19 protein-coding genes and 2 pseudogenes are annotated in these 22,068 nt (G+C 62.2%); 10 read left to right on the plus strand and 11 right to left on the minus strand.

Annotated features, from left to right (window positions below; genetic code table 11):
• Together ACFQ24_RS06135 and ACFQ24_RS06140 are read left to right on the plus strand one after the other, a co-directional pair.
• Positions 1–126, plus strand: a pseudogene (locus ACFQ24_RS06135) (IS5 family transposase); the annotation flags it as partial.
• 118 nt (positions 127–244) lie between these two features.
• Entirely contained in the window at positions 245–751 is a 507-nt protein-coding gene (locus ACFQ24_RS06140; RefSeq protein WP_380909752.1) for a helix-turn-helix domain-containing protein, read from the plus strand.
• A gap of 55 nt (positions 752–806) precedes the next feature.
• On the opposite strand, the gene ACFQ24_RS06145 is transcribed toward ACFQ24_RS06140, so the two are convergent.
• Positions 807–1,775, minus strand: coding sequence for a lytic transglycosylase domain-containing protein (locus tag ACFQ24_RS06145; protein WP_380909754.1), 969 nt, complete (start codon positions 1,773–1,775; stop codon positions 807–809).
• 110 nt (positions 1,776–1,885) lie between these two features.
• Between ACFQ24_RS06145 and ACFQ24_RS06150 the strand changes: the two genes are divergently transcribed.
• Positions 1,886–3,181: a hypothetical protein gene (locus ACFQ24_RS06150; protein ID WP_380909756.1), complete on the plus strand. Its 1,296-nt coding sequence runs from the start codon at positions 1,886–1,888 to the stop codon at positions 3,179–3,181.
• A 76-nt stretch (positions 3,182–3,257) separates the two neighbouring features.
• Here the strand turns inward: ACFQ24_RS06150 and ACFQ24_RS06155 are convergent, their stop codons facing one another.
• The 3 genes from ACFQ24_RS06155 to ACFQ24_RS06165 all read right to left on the minus strand — a co-directional run bounded on the left by ACFQ24_RS06155 (position 3,258) and on the right by ACFQ24_RS06165 (position 5,955).
• Positions 3,258–3,527, minus strand: coding sequence for a hypothetical protein (locus ACFQ24_RS06155; protein WP_380909758.1), 270 nt, complete (start codon positions 3,525–3,527; stop codon positions 3,258–3,260).
• Between the two features lie 671 nt (positions 3,528–4,198).
• The gene (locus tag ACFQ24_RS06160) at positions 4,199–4,522 is read right to left on the minus strand and encodes a MarR family transcriptional regulator (protein ID WP_380909760.1); all 324 of its coding nucleotides are present in this window, start codon (positions 4,520–4,522) and stop codon (positions 4,199–4,201) included.
• A 158-nt stretch (positions 4,523–4,680) separates the two neighbouring features.
• Positions 4,681–5,955: a GNAT family N-acetyltransferase gene (locus tag ACFQ24_RS06165; RefSeq protein WP_380909762.1), complete on the minus strand. Its 1,275-nt coding sequence runs from the start codon at positions 5,953–5,955 to the stop codon at positions 4,681–4,683.
• A 288-nt stretch (positions 5,956–6,243) separates the two neighbouring features.
• Between ACFQ24_RS06165 and ACFQ24_RS06170 the strand changes: the two genes are divergently transcribed.
• Positions 6,244–7,356 (plus strand): LysR family transcriptional regulator, encoded by a 1,113-nt coding sequence (locus ACFQ24_RS06170; protein ID WP_380909764.1) that lies wholly within the window; start codon positions 6,244–6,246, stop codon positions 7,354–7,356.
• Positions 7,357–7,635: 279 nt separating this feature from the next.
• Here the strand turns inward: ACFQ24_RS06170 and ACFQ24_RS06175 are convergent, their stop codons facing one another.
• The 3 genes and pseudogenes from ACFQ24_RS06175 to ACFQ24_RS22690 all read right to left on the minus strand — a co-directional run.
• Positions 7,636–7,929, minus strand: a complete 294-nt coding sequence (locus tag ACFQ24_RS06175; protein WP_380909766.1) for a type II toxin-antitoxin system RelE/ParE family toxin — start codon at positions 7,927–7,929, stop codon at positions 7,636–7,638.
• Positions 7,917–8,102, minus strand: coding sequence for a CopG family ribbon-helix-helix protein (locus ACFQ24_RS06180; RefSeq protein WP_429615095.1), 186 nt, complete (start codon positions 8,100–8,102; stop codon positions 7,917–7,919). The genes ACFQ24_RS06175 and ACFQ24_RS06180 overlap by 13 nt, the downstream gene beginning before the upstream one ends.
• A gap of 21 nt (positions 8,103–8,123) precedes the next feature.
• Positions 8,124–8,195, minus strand: a pseudogene (locus ACFQ24_RS22690) (hypothetical protein); the annotation flags it as partial.
• A gap of 302 nt (positions 8,196–8,497) precedes the next feature.
• Between ACFQ24_RS22690 and ACFQ24_RS06185 the strand changes: the two are divergent.
• On the plus strand, positions 8,498–8,956 hold the full coding sequence (locus ACFQ24_RS06185; RefSeq protein WP_380909782.1) for a hypothetical protein: 459 nt from the start codon (positions 8,498–8,500) through the stop codon (positions 8,954–8,956).
• Here ACFQ24_RS06185 and ACFQ24_RS06190 read toward each other — a convergent pair.
• A complete protein-coding gene (locus tag ACFQ24_RS06190; protein ID WP_380909769.1) occupies positions 8,943–10,085 on the minus strand; it encodes a tyrosine-type recombinase/integrase in 1,143 nt (380 codons plus the stop codon). The two genes, ACFQ24_RS06185 and ACFQ24_RS06190, sit on opposite strands and share 14 nt — an antisense overlap.
• A 116-nt stretch (positions 10,086–10,201) precedes the next feature.
• Between ACFQ24_RS06190 and ACFQ24_RS06195 the strand changes: the two genes are divergently transcribed.
• Positions 10,202–11,263, plus strand: coding sequence for a hypothetical protein (locus ACFQ24_RS06195; RefSeq protein WP_380909771.1), 1,062 nt, complete (start codon positions 10,202–10,204; stop codon positions 11,261–11,263).
• 1,942 nt (positions 11,264–13,205) lie between these two features.
• Complete coding sequence (locus tag ACFQ24_RS06200) at positions 13,206–13,571, plus strand: hypothetical protein (RefSeq protein ID WP_380909772.1); 366 nt, start codon at positions 13,206–13,208, stop codon at positions 13,569–13,571.
• Between the two features lie 137 nt (positions 13,572–13,708).
• Here ACFQ24_RS06200 and ACFQ24_RS06205 read toward each other — a convergent pair whose 3' ends face one another.
• From ACFQ24_RS06205 to ACFQ24_RS06215, 3 genes are all read right to left on the minus strand, one after another.
• Positions 13,709–14,824 (minus strand): replication initiator protein A, encoded by a 1,116-nt coding sequence (locus ACFQ24_RS06205; RefSeq protein ID WP_380909784.1) that lies wholly within the window; start codon positions 14,822–14,824, stop codon positions 13,709–13,711.
• Between the two features lie 80 nt (positions 14,825–14,904).
• Positions 14,905–15,984, minus strand: coding sequence for a ParB/RepB/Spo0J family partition protein (locus ACFQ24_RS06210; RefSeq protein WP_380909774.1), 1,080 nt, complete (start codon positions 15,982–15,984; stop codon positions 14,905–14,907).
• Positions 15,981–17,177, minus strand: a complete 1,197-nt coding sequence (locus ACFQ24_RS06215; RefSeq protein WP_029623213.1) for an AAA family ATPase — start codon at positions 17,175–17,177, stop codon at positions 15,981–15,983. Before ACFQ24_RS06215 ends, ACFQ24_RS06210 begins: the two co-directional genes overlap by 4 nt.
• A 530-nt stretch (positions 17,178–17,707) precedes the next feature.
• Here ACFQ24_RS06215 and ACFQ24_RS06220 point away from each other — a divergent pair.
• The 3 genes from ACFQ24_RS06220 (at position 17,708) to ACFQ24_RS06230 (ending at position 21,982) form a co-directional block, all read left to right on the plus strand.
• Complete coding sequence (locus ACFQ24_RS06220) at positions 17,708–18,553, plus strand: DUF7146 domain-containing protein (protein WP_380909776.1); 846 nt, start codon at positions 17,708–17,710, stop codon at positions 18,551–18,553.
• A 63-nt stretch (positions 18,554–18,616) separates the two neighbouring features.
• A complete protein-coding gene (locus ACFQ24_RS06225; RefSeq protein WP_380909778.1) occupies positions 18,617–19,636 on the plus strand; it encodes an NADP-dependent oxidoreductase in 1,020 nt (339 codons plus the stop codon).
• Between the two features lie 150 nt (positions 19,637–19,786).
• Complete coding sequence (locus ACFQ24_RS06230) at positions 19,787–21,982, plus strand: strawberry notch-like NTP hydrolase domain-containing protein (RefSeq protein WP_380909780.1); 2,196 nt, start codon at positions 19,787–19,789, stop codon at positions 21,980–21,982.
• Positions 21,983–22,068 lie beyond the last annotated feature (86 nt).

Consider the following 22,068-nt stretch of genomic DNA (forward strand, 5'->3'; position numbering starts at 1 on the left):
CTCTTCAACAAACTCAAGAACTGGCGGCGTATCGCAACTCGATACGACAAAACCAAAGAGTCCTACCTCGGCTTCGTCAATCTCGTCTCAGCCCTGCAATGGATACCCTTTGTCCACGAAACCTAGAAGAGTTATACCGTCTTTCAGTGATTTAGACGTTGCTCATTTCGGCCCCAACCACACTTGCAAATAAAGAATCTGTCATGTTTCCTTCATCGCCCACGAAGGTGTGGAGGGGGTCTGCATGTCGGAAACCTCGGATTCGCAATCTATCGGCACGATAGACCCAGCCTATATTCGTCTGATTCGCGACCTGATGGCCGCGCACGACACGCCGCATCGTTCGCTCGCTGAGAAGACCGGCATCAGCAAATCCCGGCTCGGTCGCATTCTTCATCAGACCCCGCAAAAGCGTCTGTCCATGACGGTTGATGAGCTGGAAGCGATCCTCGACGCACTGGGAACGAACATCCTCAAAGCCTTCCTGCGCACCGAAGCATTACGCGACCTCGATCCTTCGGATCACGCGCGTTACGAGAGCGTGCTCAATCTCGTTGGCGACATCGTCAAAGACCTCGGGCAGGAGCTGGTGAAGACGCTTGAGAACATGAACGGCATCGACGGTACCGAGCCGCAACCCCATTGGGTCGGCATTCTTCGCAACGGCTGGATCGAGGATATCGCCAAGGCCGTCGCCTTTGTCATGGGACGCCGCACCGTAATCACCCAGCGCGATGAACTCTGGCGCTGACACCTTCACTGCTGGCCGCTCGCTCGTCTGCAAGGCGGGGCAGGTTCTCGCCTCCTCAGAAACTGGCTATCGCGACCGTTCGACCGGAAGTGCGCCGATCTGCGGTCGCCGGCGCCGCTGGGACGCTCGGAACGATCGTCGCCTGCCGGTAAGTCCCGCTCAGCCGCGACCAGTTGAGCAGAACGTTGTCGACGTAGGCCTGCGTCTCGGCGATCCGCGGTACGAGCCCGTTCCGAACCCGCCCCGGGCCCGCATTATAGGCGGCGAGCGCGAGATGGTAGTGCCCGAAGCGGTCGAGTTGCTGGCGAAGATATTTCGCGCCGCCGCGCAGATTCTCTTCCACACTGTAGCGGTTGACGCCGAGCGAGACCGCCGTGTCGGGCATCAACTGAGTGAGACCAAAAGCGCTCTTCGGCGAAAAAGCATCGGGCCGATAGCGGCTCTCCCGGATGATCATGGCATCGAACAGCCCCACCGGGATGCCGTACTGGCAGGCGATGTTGCTCATCATCCCGTAGTAACTCGCCCGCCGCATCTCGGCATCGGAAGCGAGGAAACCGGCCGGCCGGTAGCCCGGCGTGTGGCAGCCTGGCGCGTAGCTATAGGCCGCAGCGGCGAACACCGGTCCTCCGCGCATCCAGAGCGGTACCGGGATCGAGGACACCTGGGAAATGCCCATGAGAGCGGGAAGTCCGTCTGGCTGCGCCACACCGACATGGGCGAACCTATCCTCGTCATTGCCGGATGCCTTGCTCGTCCTTTCGTCGGCGAAACTGCTGGCCATCTGGAACTCGACCCAACGCCGGCTGAGATCGTGGACCTTGAAGTCGGAAACCCCTGGTGCAGAAGGAGTTCCAGCGCGAACATCGGACTGCGCTGGCTGCGGCGACGTTGCCGCGTCCGGCTTGCCCGTCGCGCCCATGGCGATGAGCTGTACACTGCGCGCGGGTGGCTCCCCCTTTGGAGCAGCCTGCGCTTGGGCAGAGCAGACCAGGCTCGCCACGGCCAGGATATACAAACGCATAGAGACCTCCCCTTTTGCGAACTGGGGAAAGGGAAGAGCAGCAGATGTCGGCTTGTCAATCCGCCGCCAGACGCTCCACGTGGCCATCTCGCAGCACAGGAGACTGGCGAATGTGGCTGATCGCGCGCCACAGCGACGGCCAAGGCGCCGGCCGCATTCCGCTTCCCGCCCCCGTTCGCGATGCACTTGTCAGATGGTATATCGGCAAGGGCTCCCGGCATGATGAGGAAGCCGGGATCATGCTCGTCCAGCAGGCCAGGATTGGCGAGAAATGGCTCGCTTGCGATTGCCTCACCCCTGAGGAAGCCCCCCCAATCCTCACCCCTGCCTTCCTGTCGGAAGCCGAGACCTATTACCTCCGCCGCCTTACGAGCGCGAACCGACCTGAGCATTTGCCGGATTGCCCGTTCTTTCGCGACCAGGCGACAAACCGCGTCACCGAGGTCCGCACACCGGAGAGCCCCGCCGATCCCCCCTCGGGCTATTTCGAAGTGCTCAGGCCCGCGCCCGAGAAACTCTCTCAACGACCGGAAGAAGAGAGCAGCGACGACCGCACCCGCCAGGCCTCCGTGCCGCGACTCGCGCGGCTCCTATGGCGCCTCATCCATATCGCGGGGCTGAACCGTACCCCGCCCCTCTCGCATGAGAGGCGATACCACTCGATCGGCGACGAGTTCCGGTCGCTCTCCATGGCAGCAGAAAAGGTCGAGATCGCTCCAGGCGTGGAACTCGGCCGCGCTTTCTGGACCCATGCCCAGGCCCTTCACAGCAAGCGCGTCTATGCGGGTCTGCGCGAACTTGCGCGGCGCTGGCCGCGCGGTCACGCTCCACAAGCGTTTCTCGCGCTCTTCGCCCAGGAGTTTCGAGGATCAACGATCCAGGTGGCAGGCTGCGACCCGGTCATCCTCGCCAATCGGGTCCAATCGCCATCGGTACGGGGCAACACGATCAAAGGTCCCTACCTCGTCCTGATCGTGGCCGGCGAGTATCCCGAAGCCCACGGTTATGCGCCGCTCCGCGGCTATGCCCAGCCTATCTTCTCCGGGAGACGCTTCATCCCGGTCGACTCCGAGTTTGAGCGGACCGTCCTGCGCGCGTTGCTTCAGCTCCGGCGAGTCTTCAATGGCCAGGGAATCGACCTCGTGCTCGAGAAGCCCGTGTTCGACACGCTGACGGAAATCGGCCCATGCCGTCCCGACTTCCTGCTCGAAGCGCGCTCGCGCAGCACCGGCGAAATCCGACAGATCGTGATCGAAGCCATGGGATCTGCCGACGATGCTTATCTTGCAGCAAAGGCCGTCACCCATCCGCGCATGGAGCAGATCGCACCCCTGCTATGTATTTCTCCGAAAGACGCCGAGGCGGATCGGGTAGGACCGATGGTATCGCGCGCATTTGGGCTGTGACCAGAGGTAAGCAATTTCGACGCCCTGCCGCGTGGGGTGTCATCCCAATCCGGGCAGCACGGCCATACTGCCGCGATTAACCCCACCTCATCGACGCGGCGAATAGGGTCACGATGCCGAGGGTCACCGGGGTCGAGGTCAGATAGAGCTTTTGCCAGCGCCACCATGTGCGGGGCAGAAAGAGCAAGGCGGACCTGACGGACTTGACCGTCGACCACGAACGGTCCCGGTAAATCTCGAATGCTGCAGTGGCGCAGGCGAGCGCGAAAGCGATCGCGCAGCACAGGCCTGCGGCGACATAGAGCGCTAGCCAGTTGGACAGTTCGATCTGGGTAAGCTGATGCATGGCAACCCGATTCATATTCGATATGTACGAATAAGTCCTCTCCATGGTTTCCCGGCATATCGCCGGGACAAGTTGGGCCGTCCGCGAATCCGTCTCCCCCTTGAGCGCTGTCCGGCGCTTCAGCATCTCCGAACAAGGTCTTGGCCGGATTCTGCGCCTGTGTTAGGCGCTTTGCCGCGCTGCGAAGTGAAGGCGCCGGGACTGGTAATCCCGTCGAGAAAGACAGCTCGGTGCGATTTCATGCCCGGGGTGCCTAAGCACATGTCCAGATGTTTCGGTGCTGAAGCTTCGGCACACGTCTCGAAGGGATTACCAGCCCGGCTCCCGCGCCAAGAGCGCGCGGGCATCGGGCATACCAGCCCCCGCCCTCTATGATAGAGAAGGTCAAGCTGGGCATGAAATCCGACCGCGACACACAGTGCAGACTGGTTGGGATCATCAGGCGGCTCGACGAGGCGCTGGCGCTTCTCGACCAGATGGACCATGGCGATGGCGACGGAGCAGCCTTCATTCAGCGGGCCGTCGATCGCGCCAAACGGGAGCTAAGGTCGAATTTCGGCCGCTACGCCGCTCCCCTGCCCCCTCAGCGCGCCAGAAGGGCGACCCCGCGGCCAACGGGTTGCTCGTCGCCTCGATCCCGTCGTTCGAGCGATCTCAGCGATCTTCCCTGATCAGTGGTGCGGCAGAGTCGGGAGGCCCTTTCCAACCAGGCGCATCATGAAGGCCTCCATGATATCCCGCCCCTTCGCGCTAAGCCCTAAGTAGGTGAAACGCTGATCCGCCCTTTCTTTCACCCGCTCGATGAGGCCAAGCTCGAGAAGCTTGCTCACCCAGCGCCGCCCTGTACTTGGGGGCACGCCGGCGATCACTGCGACACTGCTGGATTTGACGCGAGCCCCTCTGGCAAGCGCGGTGTAAAGGTCGAGAAGGATGTCCCACGCCGGATCTGAGAAGAGCTCTCCGCCAATCACATCTTCGCGCAGGCGCCTGGCCATAAGCGCCCAACGTGCAAGGTCGGCCCCGGGCAGGGCGCCCCCCGATGGACCCGCCGGCCCGGCTCGCGCGAAACCGCCTGCGCAACTGCACGCGACATCCGGACCATCCATCTCGGGAAATGGCGCCCGACGGTCCCGCTGCATCTCCGACCCTGACACTACACGCTCGCCAGGGAGGACGATGTCAGGTCCTGCGCCTTTCGTTCGATGGATGGTCCATGATTGCGCCTGCGCGGCCCGATGGACGCGGGGCGTGATGATGATCGGTCCAGCGGACCAGGCCGATCCCAATCTCCTTCAGGCCGGATCAGCATGTAGGGGTCGACACCAATGACGAGCCGGTCCTGCGTCGCCGCGAGGCTGGCCTCGAGCTCGACATATTCGACCTCGGAAAAGGTGAAATGCGGTCGGCCCGCGATCGCCCTGAACCCGAATATACCCCAGAAGCGGACCAGGTCGCTGCGCGAGTGTCCGTAAGCCTTGAGGTATCCCTTGCGACGGCAATGGTCGATCGCCTCACGGACGAGCCGAAAGGATAATCGCGAGTTCCTGAATTCGTGCCTGACAGCGAGGCGTTCGAATTTTACGAAATCCGCGAAATAGCGCACGCGAATGCAGCCCGCCGGTTCACCGTCAATCTCGCCGAGGAAATGTGTCGCGCAAAAGTCGTTCCCGTCGAACTCCTCGTCGAACGGGCAATCCTGTTCCGCCATGTAGGTCGCCGACCGGATCGTGAAGCACTTCAGCATGTCTTCCATCGTGCGCGCCACACGCACCGTAATCGCGCCTGCTGCCCGGGCAACGGCATCGTTCTCGAAGACCGGGAATCCCGAGCGCGGGGACAGCCCCAGCAGATCCGCAGCGGCATTGGGATAGGCGGCCCGCGCTTCGACGAACCCCATGGCAGGGAACAGACGAGACGTGTGCCCGGTCACGCCCCGCGTGAATAGCGGACAACCCTCAGGCGCGACCCGGCCGAGAAGGGGAGCGAGCGCGCGAAGCGTGGGGGTCAGCGTGCCGGGCGCAAAGATCAGCCAGATGTAGATCGCGTGGGGGCGCTCATCGGCGCGGCAGACCATCGTCAAGTCCGGCCGCATTCCGCTGAATTGCTGATTTACGAGCGCCCAGGCCCCTCGCCGATTGAGCGGGAGATAGGCGAGAAAAGCCGGTCGATCCGCTCGTTCGCCCCGCTCCCCCACGAGATGAAAGATGTCCGGGTTGTGCGCGATTGCCGCCGCGGCGACATCGTCGGAGACCAGCCCTCCCAGATGGATTCTCGCAACCGCCAGCGCAGCAAGCGCTTCTTCCGAGCTCGCCGGGCGCGTCACCGAGACACGCTCCACGCCAGTAGCGCAGAGCCGTTGGACGCGCTCGGAAAATGCCATCGTGTGAAAGCCGTTGATCGCAGCGGCCTGTATGTTCGCCTGATACATGGATCACCCTTCATGCCTGGAAGGGTTCTTCAAGTACTGGCATAGATCGGCCTTGACGCGAGGCCATCTTTCGCCCGGGCGGGCGCACTTTTGACACACCAAGCCGTTGGCGGGCCTCATCTCACCGCGCGCATGGACGCTTGCCCATCAAGACTCCGCAGTATCCTGGCATTGTTCCGACCATGCGTAATGATCCGGATTGACCGACTTTATTGTTGATTTTGAAAGATCATATGCGCTCTTTTCGCAGCGGATTCTGCCCTGATCCGGACTGGAGGAGAGCGCGGTTTGCCTACGTCAAAGAAATCGCGGAACGCCGCGAAGATACTTGGCCAGCCCGCCAAAGTCCTCAAGCGCCGTCCTGAGACACGATCTTCTGGTGGCAAGAAGTCCTTTCACGAAAAGCTCAAGCTCGTCGACTGGACAGACTTGGAGCTCTTTCTCGATGTCTTCGAGGCAGGCAGCCTGCGGGCTGGCGCGCTGAAGACTCGCCACGCCGTTGGGACAATCCGTCGTCGGCTGCAGCGGATCGAGGATAAGCTGGGGGAATGCATTGCCAAGCGCGGGCCCTCTGGATTGCGGTTGTCGCCGGTGGGCGAACAGTTGCTCCTCACGGCGCGGGAAATGCGACGAACGCGGCAGAGCGCCGAGGCAGTGCTCCCCCCTGCCGGTCAACGCGAGCGAATCCGTATCGCCGTCACCGAGGGCCTGGGAACCTACTGGCTGATGCCCCGACTCGTGGAGTTCCAGCGCGCCAATCCGGATCTTGATGTCGACCTTCACTGCGACATGAGCCGCAGCGACGTTGCCGGCGGCGAATGTGACCTCGCCGTGCAACTCGAGCCTCCCGCCGAAGGAACGGCCATCGTCCACCGCATTGGCTGCCTGCATCTCATGCTCTTTGCCGCCGAGGTCTATCTGAGCGCCGCCGGTACGCCGACATCGATCGACGAATGGCCGAACCACAAGCTCGTGTGGCAGGAGGCAGACCAGGTCGCATCTGACCTCCTGCCCTTCATCCTGGGACGATCAGACGTACCTGGACTGATAGGCATAAGGACCAACAGCAGTTCCGCTCATTTTCGAGCGATTGCGACAGGTGGAGGCATTGGCATACTGCCCACCTACGCCCGAGCGATCAGCAGGCGGGTCCGTCCGCTGGACCTGGACGTGCGGTTGCGGCGAGAGATACTTTGCGTAGTCAATCCCGGCAGAGCCTCATCTCCAGGCGTGCAATTGGCGATAGCATGGCTGAATAGCTGCTTCGCTGGTGACATATATCCATGGTTCCGCGACGAGTTCGTGCATCCGCAGGATTTCGAGCAGGCCATCTCGTCACGGCACGTCATCGGCCTGTTCGAGGGCTTCATCGACAATATGTCGGCCGATGACCTCGATTGAATTTGAGTCGTACCGGTTGGAAAAGCCGCGCTTATGCTCTCTACCTAGTACATAACGAAATCGGGATAGGACTGATCGCGGCGTCGCCGCACATATTGCCACGTGCGCCTGGCCTATGCTGCCAGTAATGATGACGATGCCCATGATGGGCGGAGAGTGGGCGATGACGCGCTGGGCGGAGCCGTACGCGACGGCTCTCCTCCGGCCCCTGGTTCTACGGCGGCGATCGACGAATGACGGCCACTAACGAAAATCAGGCGATAAGCGCCATATTTGCGCCTATGGATAGCCCGCTTCCTTCTGGTGGCGAACCGCCAGAATGGCCACAGTTTCGCCTTCGAGGCGATAGAGGGCGACATAGCCGCTGTTGCCTAAGTCGATCAGCTTTTCCCGATAGTCGGGGTCCATATCCTCCACCGGGCGGCCGATACGCGGTGATGCCGCCAGAATCCTGACCCCGGCCCGGACCGTCGCAACCGCGCGGGTTGCAGCTTCGGTATCCTTGGGCAAGAGCCAGCGATAGAGCCGCTGAACATCGGCCAGCGCATTCGGCGTCCAGATCAAACGTGGCACTTAGGCGGCTCTGCATCCTCGCCCGCTTCGAGCTTCGCCAACCAAGCGTCGGCTTCCTCAAGCGTCAGATGCAAGCCCGTCTTTTGATATTCGTCCCATGCCTGTATGGCATCCTGCCGGAACGCCTCGCGCTTTTCCTCGCGTTCGACATACTGTGCAATGGCTTCGCGCATGATCCAATGCGAGCTGCGCCGCCGCACTTCCGCAAGGTGCTGGACGCGCCCCTTGAGGGCATCATCGAGCTTGATTGATGTTGGCGCTGCCATAGCACGACCTCCGTAGCAAAAGGTATTACCTTGCGCTAAGATAGCCTCACGGGGCTTCGTCGTCCATACCCAGCGCCAACAGCCGGGCCGAGATTGATGCGCTTTCCGGCCTACTCGTTGCAGCCAGATATCTTAAGCTGGCTCGATGGACATAGCTTCATCGTATAGCAGCCTGCGTGCGATCGTAACGGAAAGCCCTTTGGTCGGCACAATCTTGGATCGCTGCTTCTCCGTCGACCTGCCCGAAATGCTGGCTATCGGGCAGCGCCATCGCGCAGACGGCTTGGAACGCTGCATTTGGCCTGCCGCCCGAACATGGCCCTGCAGACATCGATTTGGTCTATTTCGATGATGCCAATCTGTGGGAAGAAAGGGAGCCGCAACAGGCGCCGCGCATCCGCGGCCTATTCCCTGATCTGCCGATATGGATCGACGCGAAAAACGAGGCGGGCATCCAGCTCTGTATTGAGGCGAAGTTCGATTCCCAAGCGCCAAGATCTGTAATTGCGCTTGCTGTTTCCCACATCGGTTTGGCACTATCGGATAATGTCGCTGTATTGCTTTTTTGGAAGGCACAAGCCTTCGCTCACGTCGATCGGAAAAGGCAAGCAAGGCGGCGCCTATTCCGCCCTGTGCGAACGCTGCGGGCTCCCGCTGGAGCGATCTCAGAAGGGAAAATGGCTGCCCGTGGGTCCGCTGTACGACCTCGGGAACCGTCCCGGACGGTGACGGTGGCTCAAGCGCGGCCTATTCCGCACTGAACCGCTTCGCAAGACGCGCGCTTGCCCCGCTCTTGGCCGCGAGTTTCGCGCCGTAGCGCATCACGGTCTTGGGATCACGCCACCGATAGGCCTGCATGATCGCCGGCAGGCTCTCTCCGGCCGCAAAATTGTCCTGTGCCACGCCGACGCGGATCGAATGGCTCGACACGGCGGCCACCCAGCGCTCGAGCTCGGCCTCGCCCATTGGGCCGAGCAGCTTCTTGTCGAACGCCTGACGGATCAACCGCTTGTAGATGAGCGTGATCGTGCCGGGGTTGAGCGCCTCCTCCCCTACACCGCGGATAGAGCCGTCGAACCAGGTCTCCACGCGCCGGAACAGGGCCCCGCGCGCGATTCCTGCCTTGTTGCACCACTCGGCGATCGCGCGCATGGTCGCCGGTGACAGGTAGGCAAATGCCCCCTGCCCTTCCTGGTCGGTCTTGCTCCGCCCGATCTCGACCACCCCTGCCCCGTCGACGTCGGGCCCGTCGATATGCTCGAGGCGCATGGCGGCCAGTTCGGATCGTCGACAGCCGGTATCGTAGTTGACCAGGAGCAGCGCGCAGTCGCGCGCGCCCAGGAGGTCGCGCCGTGTGGCTTTGAGCAGCACGGCAAGGCTTACCCCGCTCGCCGGCGCGTCGAGATCGCTGACATCACCCTTGAAGCGGATGCCCCGCGCCTGAACCTGCCGCGTGCCGAGCAGTTTGCGCGCGGCCTTGTGCTCGAGCCTCACCAGCGGCGCCGCGGTCGGATCGTCGAGACCCGCCATCCGGTACGCCCAGCCTATGTTGACGAGATAGCGCGCGATCGTCGCGGCCGCGCGCGGCCGCGTCGCCCGCGCGGCTTCGCTGTCGTGATCCTGACCAGACAAGGCGCGGATATAGGCCGCGACCGTCTGGGCGCTGGCCTCCCCTGCCCGCACGTGCGCCCGTCGGCACCAGGCGTCCCAGAGCTTCATGTCGGAGAGAAACGCGCGGATCGTGTTCGCCGACCAGGCGCGCGCGGCGGCTTCGACGAGCTGGGGATCGACCACCGCCCGGCCGATCGCAAGCGCCCGCACCTCGCCGACAACGTCGTCGACGCGAGCCGGCGGCGTAGCTTGCCTGCGTGTGAGGGCCGTTTTCGCCATGGCGGCGAGCAATAGCCCGGCTTTGTCTTAAATGATAGGGTCGCGATAAACACCCATTATCACGACTACGCATATCAGCCAATTTGACTGAGAGGCGCTCTGAGTTAAAAGACGGCATGGACGCGCCGCTTTCCAACAGCCGTTATGGCCCGGCCTACAGCGTCAGGATGGTGTCCGCGATCGCCTCCTGCACGGCCGCAATTACGCGTCTGGATGCCCGGTTTTGCGTGAGTTCGGTGGCATCGGCCTGGGCTCGGCGCGCCGCCTGGAGCGGCTATACCCGCGCGCTCCAACTGCAGTCGGCCGAGATCGACGAGATCGACGTATTTTCCTGGGGCTGCGGGCTGCAAATCCCCGGCCGGCCGCTGCGGTCGACCAACCTCGACCTCTTCGATCGCTTTGCCGACTGGGAGGCTGCCCTGCGCGATCCCGACCCCCTCGCCTGGCGCGACGCGCTCCCGACCGCGATCGGCGAGATCGAGATAGCCACGGAACATCCGCCGCTGATCCGCGCGCTTGACCGCGTCCGCCAGCATGCGCGTGTCGACGGCACCGCCCTGCCCTGGCTCTCGCTGCCCTTTGCCCTGCGCGACAAAGGCTTGGTGACCTCCGCCCTCCCCTGCCTAGCCGGCGGCGTGAAGGCGTTTCGGCTCAAGCGGACGATTGGCGACGAGGACTGGTACGCGGCGATGCGCAGTCTCGAGGCGAGCGCCACCGCGAACCTCGAACGCCTGCACGACCTCGAGCGGCTCCATCGCGATGCCCAGCGCGCGATCTTTGCAGAATATCGGCCCGGCAGTCTCCCGGCCCTTGCGGCCCTCCTTCATCACCGGCCAATGCTTTCGCCCCAGTCGGTCTCCGAGCTGCTCGGCATGAGCGTTGCCGGTGCGAGCAAGCTCCTCGCGCGCGGCATCACTTGTGGCCTGCTCGTCGAGATCACCCAGAGGCGCACATGGCGGCTGTTCCTGAGCACCGACCTCGCCGTCGAATTTGGTTATACACCACCCAAGCGCGGCCGTCCCCGCAATGAGCCCCCTTCCCTTCCCGCAAACCGCGGGCTGGCAGACGTGTTCGACGCTTTCGATCAGGAGATGGCGAATATCGACGAGCTTCTTCGACGTGGCGCGCGCGTTGCTTCGGAGATCGGGCGCGCCGGAGATGATTCGATCCCTGTTTGACCTCACTCACGTACCATCCCTCCTTTCAGACTAGGGTGAGACAGCCGTTCTTCCGGTCAATGCGACTGTAAGCTGGGACTACGAGTCACAACGCACTGCTACGACCAGACGGTGCGAGGCTTTCCAAATGGTCTTCGGCTCCCTCACTTCCAGAGCATACCCACGATCGCCGGCCTTCTTTTCAGGCTCAATGCCTGCGGCGGGATCGGTGACAAATTGCACCTTGATCGGGCCCGTAGTCCCTATCCCCAAAAAATTGCAGGTCTGCAATTCTCAGGATTCGCACGAGGCTCTCGTTCGGTCAGCGCGGGAGTTGGCGGTTGGCCGACCTGCTAGGCATCGGCATGGAATTCGGCTGCAGAGCCAGTGAGCGGACCGCCCAGGGGCCCCTCCCCTTCCCGTCATGGGCTTCCCACTGCGTTCGAGAAATTCGACCCGGAGATCCCTGAGATTGATCGACTGGCGCCAACTATGCCCGCTGCCAATTTGTGGGAAGTGGTTGCTAGTATGCGCGATGGCTGACACGGCTATCTGGCGCGCACGCTCAGTTTCGGCCTGCGGCGGGTTTGAGGTGTCGGTGCGGGTTGAATGCGTCTCTGGAAACGCCTCTCCAGGAAGCCCGTACGGCGCGTTTTGGCGTGCTTTGCTTACCCGAGGACGTCGGGCGCTGATTACACGCTCAGCGTGCCTCTGGGCGGCATTCTGCGGCATTTCGGATTTTGTTCTGGTCTCGCAGCGCTCGTTCGGCGGAAGTACCTTTGCGTTGTTCCCACTGACAGCGGGGTCAAATGTTCCTAAAGGTCGCCAACGGGACGACCAGCGGTTGGTGGTGATTGACCGGGGTCGGCTGTGTGGCCGCGAGGTGCCGACTCCGGCAGTGCGGCTCGACGGGGCTAAGCGGGTAAAGCATGGCGGTCGATCCCAGCCCTTCTTTCGTCCTAATTCTTCAAAGACAGGAAGCGCCGCAGGCGTCGTTAATCTCTTTAGAGAATAGGATAAAAGGTTAGGCTGTGGATGAACCTTCCGCGACTCGCCGAGTCAGTGCGAGTCGCCAGCATGAGCCCGTTCCCGTTATACCGTTCGACCGTTCCTGAAATACCCTGCAAGCCGTTCCCAATGAACCGTGATTCGGTTCCTTATGTACCGTGCCCCGTTCCTGAAATACCGTGCCGAATTTTGCAGTAGACACGCCGGACCACCGCGGTAAAACGCGTTTTACTCAACCAGAATGTGGCTGTTTTCCGTGGGTTCCGGGCACTTTGCTCGTCTGGTGCTGAAAATTGAGTGGGCGTCATTGAGAGCGTTTCTCCAAGCCTCGAAGTGGCCAATGGCGGCTGTCTTAGCGAGCCGCGAATCCTCACACGACTCAGCAACGGTCCTTTAGGAACGGATCCCTGTGACAGCGTCGTCGTAGGGCGGCAGTTTCGGCGCTTTCTCGGGCCGAACGGTCGCGGTTCCGCCATTCCGTAGCTCGTATTGCGGAGCTCTCGGCGACGGCGGCCACTTCTTGAACGGTACATTGGGAACGCATTCCCGGTAGGGCGATGGTCCCGAGGCGTGCACGTCGCACGATACCCGCGTCCGCCCATCTGGAGCCGGCACGGTATTTCAGGAACGGCAGCAATACGACGAGGCCAGATTCCTCCCTCCCCTATGCCGCGTTGGCAAGAAGGGACCCCGTACCGGTCCGGTTCTGACACGGAGTTCCTCTTTGCAAAGATGGCACGGATCACGACGATCCGACGCATGCGCAATGGGAGGCCTGCCGGTCGCTTTTGCTGGGTGGTGTCTGTATGCGTGGGTGCCGGTGACATCGACGCTGTCTCACCGACATGTCCTGCGGGTTGGTTTTCCGTCGGGCGGCCTGCATGGCCGCTATGGCAAGTGGACCTTGGTCTATGCGCGCTTCTGGCGCTAGCGGGAGCAAGGCGTCTGGGAGACCATGGTGCAGACGCTGCTCGATCTTGAGCTTACCGCCCCTTGGAAGCCCAAAAATCGACACCACCACCACCGGTTACGAAAGACCGCACTGTCCTTCGCGAGATTCCTCAAGCTCGTCTCCGTCCGCCGACGCGACATTGCCTACGTCGATCATCGCGAATTCGACACGCGGCGTTCCGGCAAGGCTAATGTGATCAGGAATTCCGACCTGACAGCACCGTTCCTCAAGTACCGTGCGGACGAGCTGCATGTCTGCATCGCCCGGTTGAAGGGCTGGCAAACCGGTCCGAGGCGGATGCTATGGGGCAAGGAGGGCCGCGAAAGGCCGCCGATGCCTACCTCGCGGTCTTCCATCGACTGCCCATGAAACCGTATGCGTTGAGATCTGAGCCACAGCTCGTTACTTCAGGAACGCCCAGCTGGATGTTTGGCCTGGGCGTGCCGCGCACTTTTTCGAGCGTGTTCCTGAAGGACCGTTTCGTCGGCGGGCGTGTACAGCGCCGCTCAGTTTACAGGGCGCTGCTTCGCGCAAAAGGTGGCGAAAATCTGCGTGATGTTCTTCGCATCAAACGCGATCTCGCGTTGACGCAAGAAGGTCCGGAAGTCGTCTCCCACTAGGCCATGGTCCCGTTGCGGGCTCGGCAGGTTGGCGCGGGCGATCGCACCAAATGCCGAATGTGAAATATGGCCGCTCGTGGGGAAGGAGATCGGAGCCTCCTCAGGTGTCCTAGCCTTGGCGGCCGGAGGCGAAACCTGCCCGGGGGCAGGGGAGGGCTTACCCTCCTCGGACAGCTCGCGATCGCGCCGAATCATACGCAGCAGCGGTTCGGCATCGTCACGCTGTTCGATCTCCAGCGAATAGCCCGGCAGATCGTTTTCCCGGGCGATCTTAGTCATTTCGAACTTGAAGCGCCGATAGTCGCCTTCTGCCCCTGACTTCTCGAAGAGCGTTGGCATTGAGATGGCGAAGCCGTCGCTACCGGCCCCACCGGCATGCTTGCGCGCGACCCGATAGAGCCAGCGTTCACGGCCACCAGTCATCGAGAAATAGGCGGGGTCGATTGCGAGCACGCCGCCGTCCATCAGGACACCGTCGTAGAACCATTTAGCGAGCGTGATCCGCATGCCGCGGACAGTGCCCGAACGATCCTTGAGCTGGCTGTAGCTGTCGATCCAGGAGAAGGTGGTCTCGACAGCATCCCCCGAACGAATGTTCGTCTTCACCGTCGTCGATTGGAGACGGTCGAGCGCATTTCCCAGGAGATCGTAAGCGCGCCCGCCAACCTCACGCTTGAGCGTCTTCAGCATATCGTACGGGACGACGTGCAGCGTCTGAGGGATATCGTTGGTACCTCGGCGCTTGTGCTCGATCAAAACCGACGCGCAGTAGATCAGGATATCGAGATCATAGATGGTCGCCAGGCCATATTCCGAGTTCGCGGAGACGTGGACCGTGATCTTGCGATCGGGGCTGACATAGTCGATCGGCTTGAGCCGCTTGCGCTTGGACAGCGAGAAAAAGGGCCGCTCCATCGTCTCGCGCTGATCCCGGAGAGGAAGCGCAGTCAACTGAGGGAGAAAGAGGTCTACCTGACCGTCTTCGCGGTGATCCTGTTGCATCTCGTGTCCCGTGGCATCGGTAAAACGCATTTTACCGGGAGCCAACTAATTGAAAATAAAGCCTTAAATCCGATTTCCGCCTAATTCCGACTGAACTTCGCACTCTCGATGGCAGGGCGAAGCGCTTCGAGAATCTCCTCGACCGAAGCTGCGCCCTTGGGATTGATGTTGATGGTAATGCCCTTGGCCCGTGTATCGGCGAGAACCTGACCGATCTCCTTGCCTGAAGCTGCTGTCAGGGCGGGCTTGGCGCGGGGAGGGGACTTCTTCGACACCGCAGGCGTCGCCGCAGCCGCAGCCAGGCGCTCGCAAACCTTGATCCCCTCTATCTTGTCGCTTCCGGCATCCTTCAGCGCCTGCTGCTCCGCATGCAGCGCCACAGCCGCGGCGATGATCGCGTCGCGGTGCTGCTCGTTCTTCAGCAACGGGGAGAGCCGCATGCCGTGCCGGACCTTGACGTCTCCAGGCTCGGCAAACGCTGCTACGACTTCGTCCGGCAATTCCGCGAGCTGGAGGAGGTTGTGGAGGTTCTGCTTGGGGATCGCCAAGCGATCGGCCATCTGCGTGCGAACGCCGTTGTAATACGCATCTACGGCGTGCCTGTAATTGCGCGCCCGTTCGAGATCAGTGACGTCCTCGCGCTCGCGGTTTTCAAGATCGGCGAGCCTGAATGCGGCCTCGTCGTCAAGCGTCTCGATACGAGCAACGAGCTCGATTTCGCTATGGTTGTTGGCATGTAGCCATGAAACCGAGAAATGCCGGCGGGTGCCGACGATCAGCTCATAGGGATTGTCGGCGTTTGGCGTCCGCCGCACAACAACCGGCTCGCGGTTGGTTCCTTCCTCCCGGATGGAATCGATGAGCGACGCACAGCGTTCGTAGCTCAGAGCTGCATGATCGCGAGCGTTCCCCGGCCAGATAGAGCATTCCGAGGGCTTCAGACGGATCGTCGGGCGTTTGACGGTGCGTGCGATCTCGTCGAACGCAATACCGCGCCGCTCCAAAAAAGAGGGCGTGGACGGCTCGTCGACGGGCTTGTCGCGATCGACCAGCACTTCGGCGTCGACCGCCTCGGGCACGGAAGTCGGGGCAGGGGTCGTCCCGATGCTCTCGATGGCGCTCGCCAGTAGACTGCGACGCCTGCCCCCAGCGCTGCTCATGCCGCCTCCGTCAGTCTGTCGGTGCCGACCTGCGCCATCCGCGACGGCCACTGCTTGCAAATATCCTTTTCGATCTCGCGAAACACCATGTTGAGGTTGTCGCGGCACCGCGTGTAGGTCTGGTGTGACCCATATGGCTTGTTGATCTCGTAGATCGACGACATCGACAGACCGGCATTCTTGATCTCTTCCGACAGGAGGATCGGCGTCGATAGCATCTGACCGGCGTAGGTTTTCTCCATGACCTGAAGCATCTGCGCCTCGTTGGTCCTGTTGGGCTGGAACATGGTGCAGACGACACGAATGAACCCGTAGTCGATCGAAGTATCGAACTTCGAGACGAGGTCCATCGCTTCCCGACACGTCTGCATGAAGTGGATCGTCGAAAGATAGTCGAGCTGCCGGGCCGGAACGGGGATCAGCAAGCCGTCCGCCGCCGTCAACGTGTTCACACCCAAAAAGCCCATGGCCGGGGGAGGATCGAGAATCACGACATCATAATCGTGCCGCACTTCTTCCAGGCCGATCCTCAACATCCGGAACGCGCCGGCAATGGCGGTCGGGCCTTCCTCGATGGTTGCAGTCAGTTCCCATTCGGTGTCCTGCAGACCGAGATTCGCCGGGCAAATATCGATATTGGGCCAGGCGGTCTTCTGGATCGTTTTTCGCAGCGAATCGGCTTCGTCGATACGCGGCGAGAGGAAGTTTGAGAGCGTATGCGTCTCGTCCACCAATGCCTCGAGATTGACGTCGAACATCACACTCATCGATGCCTGGGGATCGCAATCGACCACGAGGACTCGGTATCCCCGCAGCGCGAGATAGTCTGCAAGATGCTTGCCTGTCGTCGATTTGCTGACGCCGCCCTTGAAGTTCTGCACGGCGATGACGACGGCACGTTCGGAGGGCAATTTGCCCATCTTGATGCCCAGCTTCTCGCGGATCGCGATCAAGTCTTCGACCGTGTAAAACCGGCGTCCATTGGTTGCCGTCTTGGGGGCGGGCAGTCGGCCGCGCGCCTCCGCCTTGGAAAGTGCTTCCGGCGTTCTGCCGAGCAATTCAGCGGCGACGGTCGCGCCCATTGAAATGTTCAGCGTTTTGCGATCGGATGGATCGATAGCCGCTTGCCGCAAGACCGTCTTGGCATTCTCGCACGAGGTTATCATCGCATCGAGAATCTGACCCGACAGCATGGGCATGTCCCCTTCTTGAACCCAAACCGGCCACGGTTCGTGAAAATCACCGCATAATGGCCCCTAATCCCGGACAGCTATGCCAAATGCAGGGTAGTTAGTCAAATAGGGCGGCATCACCCACGGCACTCAGGGACATGCCTCCTTGTCGCCGCCGAGTCCCGGACCGTTCGGGGCAGTATCATTTCACCTAGAAACCCTGCCGAAAATCAAGATGAGTCGCCCTCCTGTACGCCGTGCTCGAGGACTTATCCGTGGATATCGTTCGACCTGCACGCTCGGCCGACGCCAATCCAAAGCAACGCGAATCGCCTCAAAGATTCTCCGCAGACACAGCGCGCGGGGGAGGAAGATCTAAATCCACACCGATTCGGCGCCAGCCAGGACTATTCGTTGTCATCAAGTGATTTTGCGACACGCCTCATTGCACGGTCCGTTGTGCTTAGCCTTTCAATAGCATCCGAAACGATGCGCTAATGGCCGGCCGAGGAGAAGGAGAGGGGGGGACAAGGTTGTGAAAGGAGCCGATCATGGCCCTCACAGCCGAACGACCTTCCCAGCAACTCATCGATCTCGTTGGCGCACTTGGTGGCACCTGGCACGGAAGAACCGCGATGTGCCTGTGCCCGGCGCATTCCGACAGCACCCCAAGCCTGTCGATCCGCCAGGGTAATCGCGGCATCCTGGTGACCTGTTTCGCCGGATGCGATCGGGAAGACATCCTGCGCGAACTCCGGCGTGTGCCGATCCGCAAGCATTTCAGCTACACCGATGTTCCGGCGGTCTCGTCGGGCAATGCAAACCGGCTATGGGATGACGCCCTTTCCCTCGAAGGTACGCTGGCGGAACGCTATCTCGCCTCGCGCTACCTCGCGCCGATCACCGACGATCTGCGCTTCCATCCGCGCTGTCCGTACCGGCCGAAGCCCTGGACAAGCTTCCACCCGGCTCTTCTTGTGGCGGTTCGAGAAGGGCGGCGCCTGACAGCCGTGCAACGAATATTCCTCGATCCGATAACGGCGCGCTATCGCATGAAGCTCATGCTCGGTCGACCGGCGGCGGGCGCGTGGCAGGGGGGAGGGCGGGGCGCCGCCGTCCTCGCACTGGCCGAAGGCTTCGAGACCGCTCGCGCCTTCACCATTCTCAATGCGCTTCCATGCTGGGCAAGTCTCGGAGCGAGGCGCCTTCACCAGATCCGGCTGCCGGAGCAGGTGCAAACCCTCATCCTCGCCCAGGATAATGATGCGGAAGGCGCCCGCGCCGCCGACCAGGCGGAGCTGCTCTACGCTCGCCCGGGTCTCACGATCGAACGAATGCCGCCGCCGCGCGGAATCAAGGATTGGGCCAAGCTGCTCGAGAGACGCATGGCCGCATAAGAGGATCGTCACCCCTCCAACCTCGTGGAAGGAGGAATCTATCAACGCCGGCCGATTTCAGGCATGATTGCGACCATGAAAGCCTTTATGCTGACAGGCTATGGGGGACCCGAGGCGACGGTAGTTCGCGAGATTCCGCGTCCCGAACCCGGACCGGGTGAAATCCTGGTTCGTGTGCATGCGGCCGGCCTAAATCCCGTCGACTTCAAGACGCGCGAGGGCATGCTGAAAATCGTTCAGCGCTATCCCTTGCCGATCACGATGGGCAACGAACTTGCCGGCGTCGTCGAAACTTCCCCGACAGCCGGGACACAATTCGCTCCTGGTGATCGCGTCTTCGCGCGGATGCCAAAGGAATCCATGGGCGCGTTCGCAGACTATGCCGTCGTACCGGAAGGCCTTTTGGCCAGGATGCCCGCGACGCTTGATTTCGATGCGGCCGCAGGCGTGCCGCTTGCGGGCCTGACTGCGCTTCAGGCCCTTCGTGACGAATTGCAGCTCAAGGACGGGAGCCGCGTGTTTGTCCCCGGCGGTGCCGGAGGCGTCGGCACATTTGCCATCCAGATCGCCAAATGGCTCGGCGCGGAAGTTACGACCACGGCTTCAGAGCGGGGCAGGGCACTGGTGGAGCGCCTCGGCGCCGATGTCGTGATCGACTACACGACGCAGCGTTTCGAGGATCATGTGCGCGATATGGACGGCGTCTTCGACCTGATCGGCGGGGATACCCTCTTGAAGTCGTTCCAGGTCGTGAAGCCTGGCGGCAAAGTCGTATCGATCGCAGGGACACCCGAGCCTCAGACAGCGAGAAAGGATCTTCGCCGGGGATTTCTGCTCACCGCGCTATTCTGGGCGGCGAGCTATCGGCTCCGCGCGCAGGCGAGAAAACACGGCGTAACCTATCGATATCTGTTCATGCAGCCGAGCGGATCCGAGCTCGCGGAACTCGCCGGCCTCATTGAAGAAAAGAAGCTCGAGCCCGTAATCGATCGTGTGTTTCCCTTTGCCGACATAGCCGACGCATTCGTGCATCTCGAATCCGGGCACGCGAAGGGCAAGATCGTGGTGCAAATGCCGGCCTGACGGGCGCCAAAGCATCCCGGCTTTCAACACTATGGCTGTTCCGCTTCCAAGGCTCCTGCCGTGGAACATGGCCAACACAGCGCAATGAGAAGGGGAGGGGGGTCGGAGGACTGATGCTGCCGATGGGGCAGCCAGTCCGGAGACCCCACCATGTCCGATCTCTTCGATACCGCCACCGCGGCCGAACGCCGCGCGGCCGTCATTCTTGCCGATCGCCTGCGTTCGACCGACCCGATCACCCGCGCGGACCTCAACGCGGCTATGGTCGAGGGCTTTGGAGGGACGGACGCCGAGGGCTTCTGGACCCAGCGTGATAGCTTCGAGATCCTCGAGCACGCACTCGCGCACCATCTCCAGTTCGGCCCCTATCCCCTCCGCTCGTTCGATGATGTCGGTGCCGCCTGCGATCTCCTGGACCGGCTGCCCACCCAGACCGTCCGCAGCGAGGACCAGATCGAATGGCAGCAATTCTCGACGCCGGTCGATCTGGCGGCGATCGCGGTGCTTCTCGCCAACATCCAGCGCGATGACGTCATCCTCGAACCCAGCGCGGGCAACGGCCTGCTCGTCGCGCACTGCCGCGACTTCGCGGCCCTGCAGCTCAACGAATACGCGCCAGCCCGCCGGGCCCGGCTCGCCGACGTATTCCCCGACGCCATTGTCACTGGCCACGACGGCGGGACGATCAACTCGACCCTGGCAGCCGCGCCGCGGCCGAGCCTGATCCTCATGAACCCGCCATTCTCCCGCTCGGTCGGTCTTGGCGCGGACGCGCACGCTGCGGTTCGCCATCTCCAGGCGGCCCTTCGCCGTCTCCAGGCGGGCGGCAGGCTCGTTGCCATCATGCCGGACTGGTTCGGCCCCAATGCACGGATGCGGGATCTCTTCGAGACGACGTTGCGCGATGTCAGCGTTCGAACCTCGGTGCGCCTCGAGAAATGCTATCTCAAGCACGGCACCTCGATCGCCGTGAGGCTCTTCGTCATCGACAAGGTGGCGGGCAAGACCATTCCGGCGACGATCCAACGCACTTCGATCCGCGACCTCATCGGCGCACTCACGATCCACGACCGTGCGGTTCTCGGCGCCCCCTCGGCACCTGCCCCGAAGCGATCGAGCAGTCCCTCGCTCTTTCGCGCCATGAAGAGCAATCGCGCGCAGCCGCGCCCTTATCACGCGCCGGTGCGCAACAATGTCCTGCCGGTCGAATACACACCGCTCGAGACGCCGGCGCCACTCCTCGAACAAGTCGGCGTTTACCTTCCCTATCGCCCGAGCCGGATCACCTTCGAGGCTGCCGGCGAACATCCGACCGCCCTCGTCGAATCGGTCGCGATGGGCTCGATCGCGGCGCCGATCCCCGCCTATGTCCCGAACCTGCCGGAGCGCACCGTATCGGAGCGGCTGCTGTCGGCCTCGCAGCTCGAGACCGTCGTCTATGCGGGCCACGCCTGGGACCAGTTTCTGCCCGGCAAGTTCAAGCCCGCAAAGGAGGGTGTCGGTCTCAGCGAGGCGGAAGACGGCCGCGCCTACCGCATGGGCTATTTTCTTGGCGACGGCACGGGGGCAGGGAAGGGACGGCAGGTTGCGGCCTGCATTCTCGACAGCTGGCTTGTCGGGCGGCGCCGAAATATCTGGATTTCCAAGAACGAGGCGCTCCTGGAAGACGCCCGCCGCGACTGGACTGCGCTTGGCGGCCTCGCCGCCGACATCCAGCCCCTCGCCAACTGGAAGATTGATCAGCCGATCCCACTCGAGCAGGGCGTGCTCTTCGTCACCTATCCGACCCTCCGTTCGGCGCGCGGTGACCACAGCCGCCTCCAGCAGATCATCGACTGGGCCGGCGAGGATTTCGAAGGCGTGATCGGCTTCGACGAAGCGCACGAAATGGGCGGTGTCGCCGGCGGGGAGGGGGCTCTCGGCAAGAAGGAGGGTTCGCAGCAGGGCATCAGCGGGGTGCTGCTCCAGAACCATCTGCCCGGTGCGCGCGTCCTCTATGCCTCGGCCACTGGCGCGTCCGACGTCAACAACCTTGCCTATGCCGTGCGGCTCGGACTTTGGGGCCCGGAAACGGCCTTCAGCAACCGCGAGCAGTTCATCTCGGGCATCCGCAAGGGCGGCATCGCCGCGATGGAGCTGGTGGCCCGCGACCTCAAGGCGCTTGGCCTCTACACCGCCAGAGCGCTCAGTTTCGCAGGCGTCGAATATGACATCCTGCGGCATGAGCTGACGCGCGAGCAGATCGCGATCTACGATGCCTATGCCGACGCCTGGGCAATCTTATGGCGAGCTGCGCATAAGATGCCTTATCGCGAGGAAGCGGTAATGCGGAGGAGCGCGGCGTAACCGGCGAATTCCCATGATAGTGTGCGCAGTTGCTGCGCATTATATTGGTTGCGAACCTCGGCGGTCCCTGGACCAGCTGAGGAGGC

It is taken from the genome of Sphingobium olei (assembly GCF_042678845.1).
Taxonomy (GTDB): Bacteria; Pseudomonadota; Alphaproteobacteria; order Sphingomonadales; family Sphingomonadaceae; genus Sphingobium; species Sphingobium olei.

What these genes read in the sequence shown, in the direction of transcription:
- ACFQ24_RS06140 (WP_380909752.1), top strand. Translation starts at nt 245, where the DNA reads ATGTCGGAAACCTCGGATTCGCAATCTATCGGCACGATAGACCCAGCC.
- ACFQ24_RS06145 (WP_380909754.1), bottom strand. Translation starts at nt 1,775, where the DNA reads ATGCGTTTGTATATCCTGGCCGTGGCGAGCCTGGTCTGCTCTGCCCAA.
- ACFQ24_RS06150 (WP_380909756.1), top strand. Translation starts at nt 1,886, where the DNA reads ATGTGGCTGATCGCGCGCCACAGCGACGGCCAAGGCGCCGGCCGCATT.
- ACFQ24_RS06155 (WP_380909758.1), bottom strand. Translation starts at nt 3,527, where the DNA reads ATGCATCAGCTTACCCAGATCGAACTGTCCAACTGGCTAGCGCTCTAT.
- ACFQ24_RS06160 (WP_380909760.1), bottom strand. Translation starts at nt 4,522, where the DNA reads ATGGCCAGGCGCCTGCGCGAAGATGTGATTGGCGGAGAGCTCTTCTCA.
- ACFQ24_RS06165 (WP_380909762.1), bottom strand. Translation starts at nt 5,955, where the DNA reads ATGTATCAGGCGAACATACAGGCCGCTGCGATCAACGGCTTTCACACG.
- ACFQ24_RS06180 (WP_429615095.1), bottom strand. Translation starts at nt 8,102, where the DNA reads ATGCGCGAAGCCATTGCACAGTATGTCGAACGCGAGGAAAAGCGCGAG.
- ACFQ24_RS06190 (WP_380909769.1), bottom strand. Translation starts at nt 10,085, where the DNA reads ATGGCGAAAACGGCCCTCACACGCAGGCAAGCTACGCCGCCGGCTCGC.
- ACFQ24_RS06195 (WP_380909771.1), top strand. Translation starts at nt 10,202, where the DNA reads ATGGACGCGCCGCTTTCCAACAGCCGTTATGGCCCGGCCTACAGCGTC.
- ACFQ24_RS06200 (WP_380909772.1), top strand. Translation starts at nt 13,206, where the DNA reads ATGGTGCAGACGCTGCTCGATCTTGAGCTTACCGCCCCTTGGAAGCCC.
- ACFQ24_RS06205 (WP_380909784.1), bottom strand. Translation starts at nt 14,824, where the DNA reads ATGCAACAGGATCACCGCGAAGACGGTCAGGTAGACCTCTTTCTCCCT.
- ACFQ24_RS06210 (WP_380909774.1), bottom strand. Translation starts at nt 15,984, where the DNA reads ATGAGCAGCGCTGGGGGCAGGCGTCGCAGTCTACTGGCGAGCGCCATC.
- ACFQ24_RS06215 (WP_029623213.1), bottom strand. Translation starts at nt 17,177, where the DNA reads ATGCTGTCGGGTCAGATTCTCGATGCGATGATAACCTCGTGCGAGAAT.
- ACFQ24_RS06220 (WP_380909776.1), top strand. Translation starts at nt 17,708, where the DNA reads ATGGCCCTCACAGCCGAACGACCTTCCCAGCAACTCATCGATCTCGTT.
- ACFQ24_RS06225 (WP_380909778.1), top strand. Translation starts at nt 18,617, where the DNA reads ATGATTGCGACCATGAAAGCCTTTATGCTGACAGGCTATGGGGGACCC.
- ACFQ24_RS06230 (WP_380909780.1), top strand. Translation starts at nt 19,787, where the DNA reads ATGTCCGATCTCTTCGATACCGCCACCGCGGCCGAACGCCGCGCGGCC.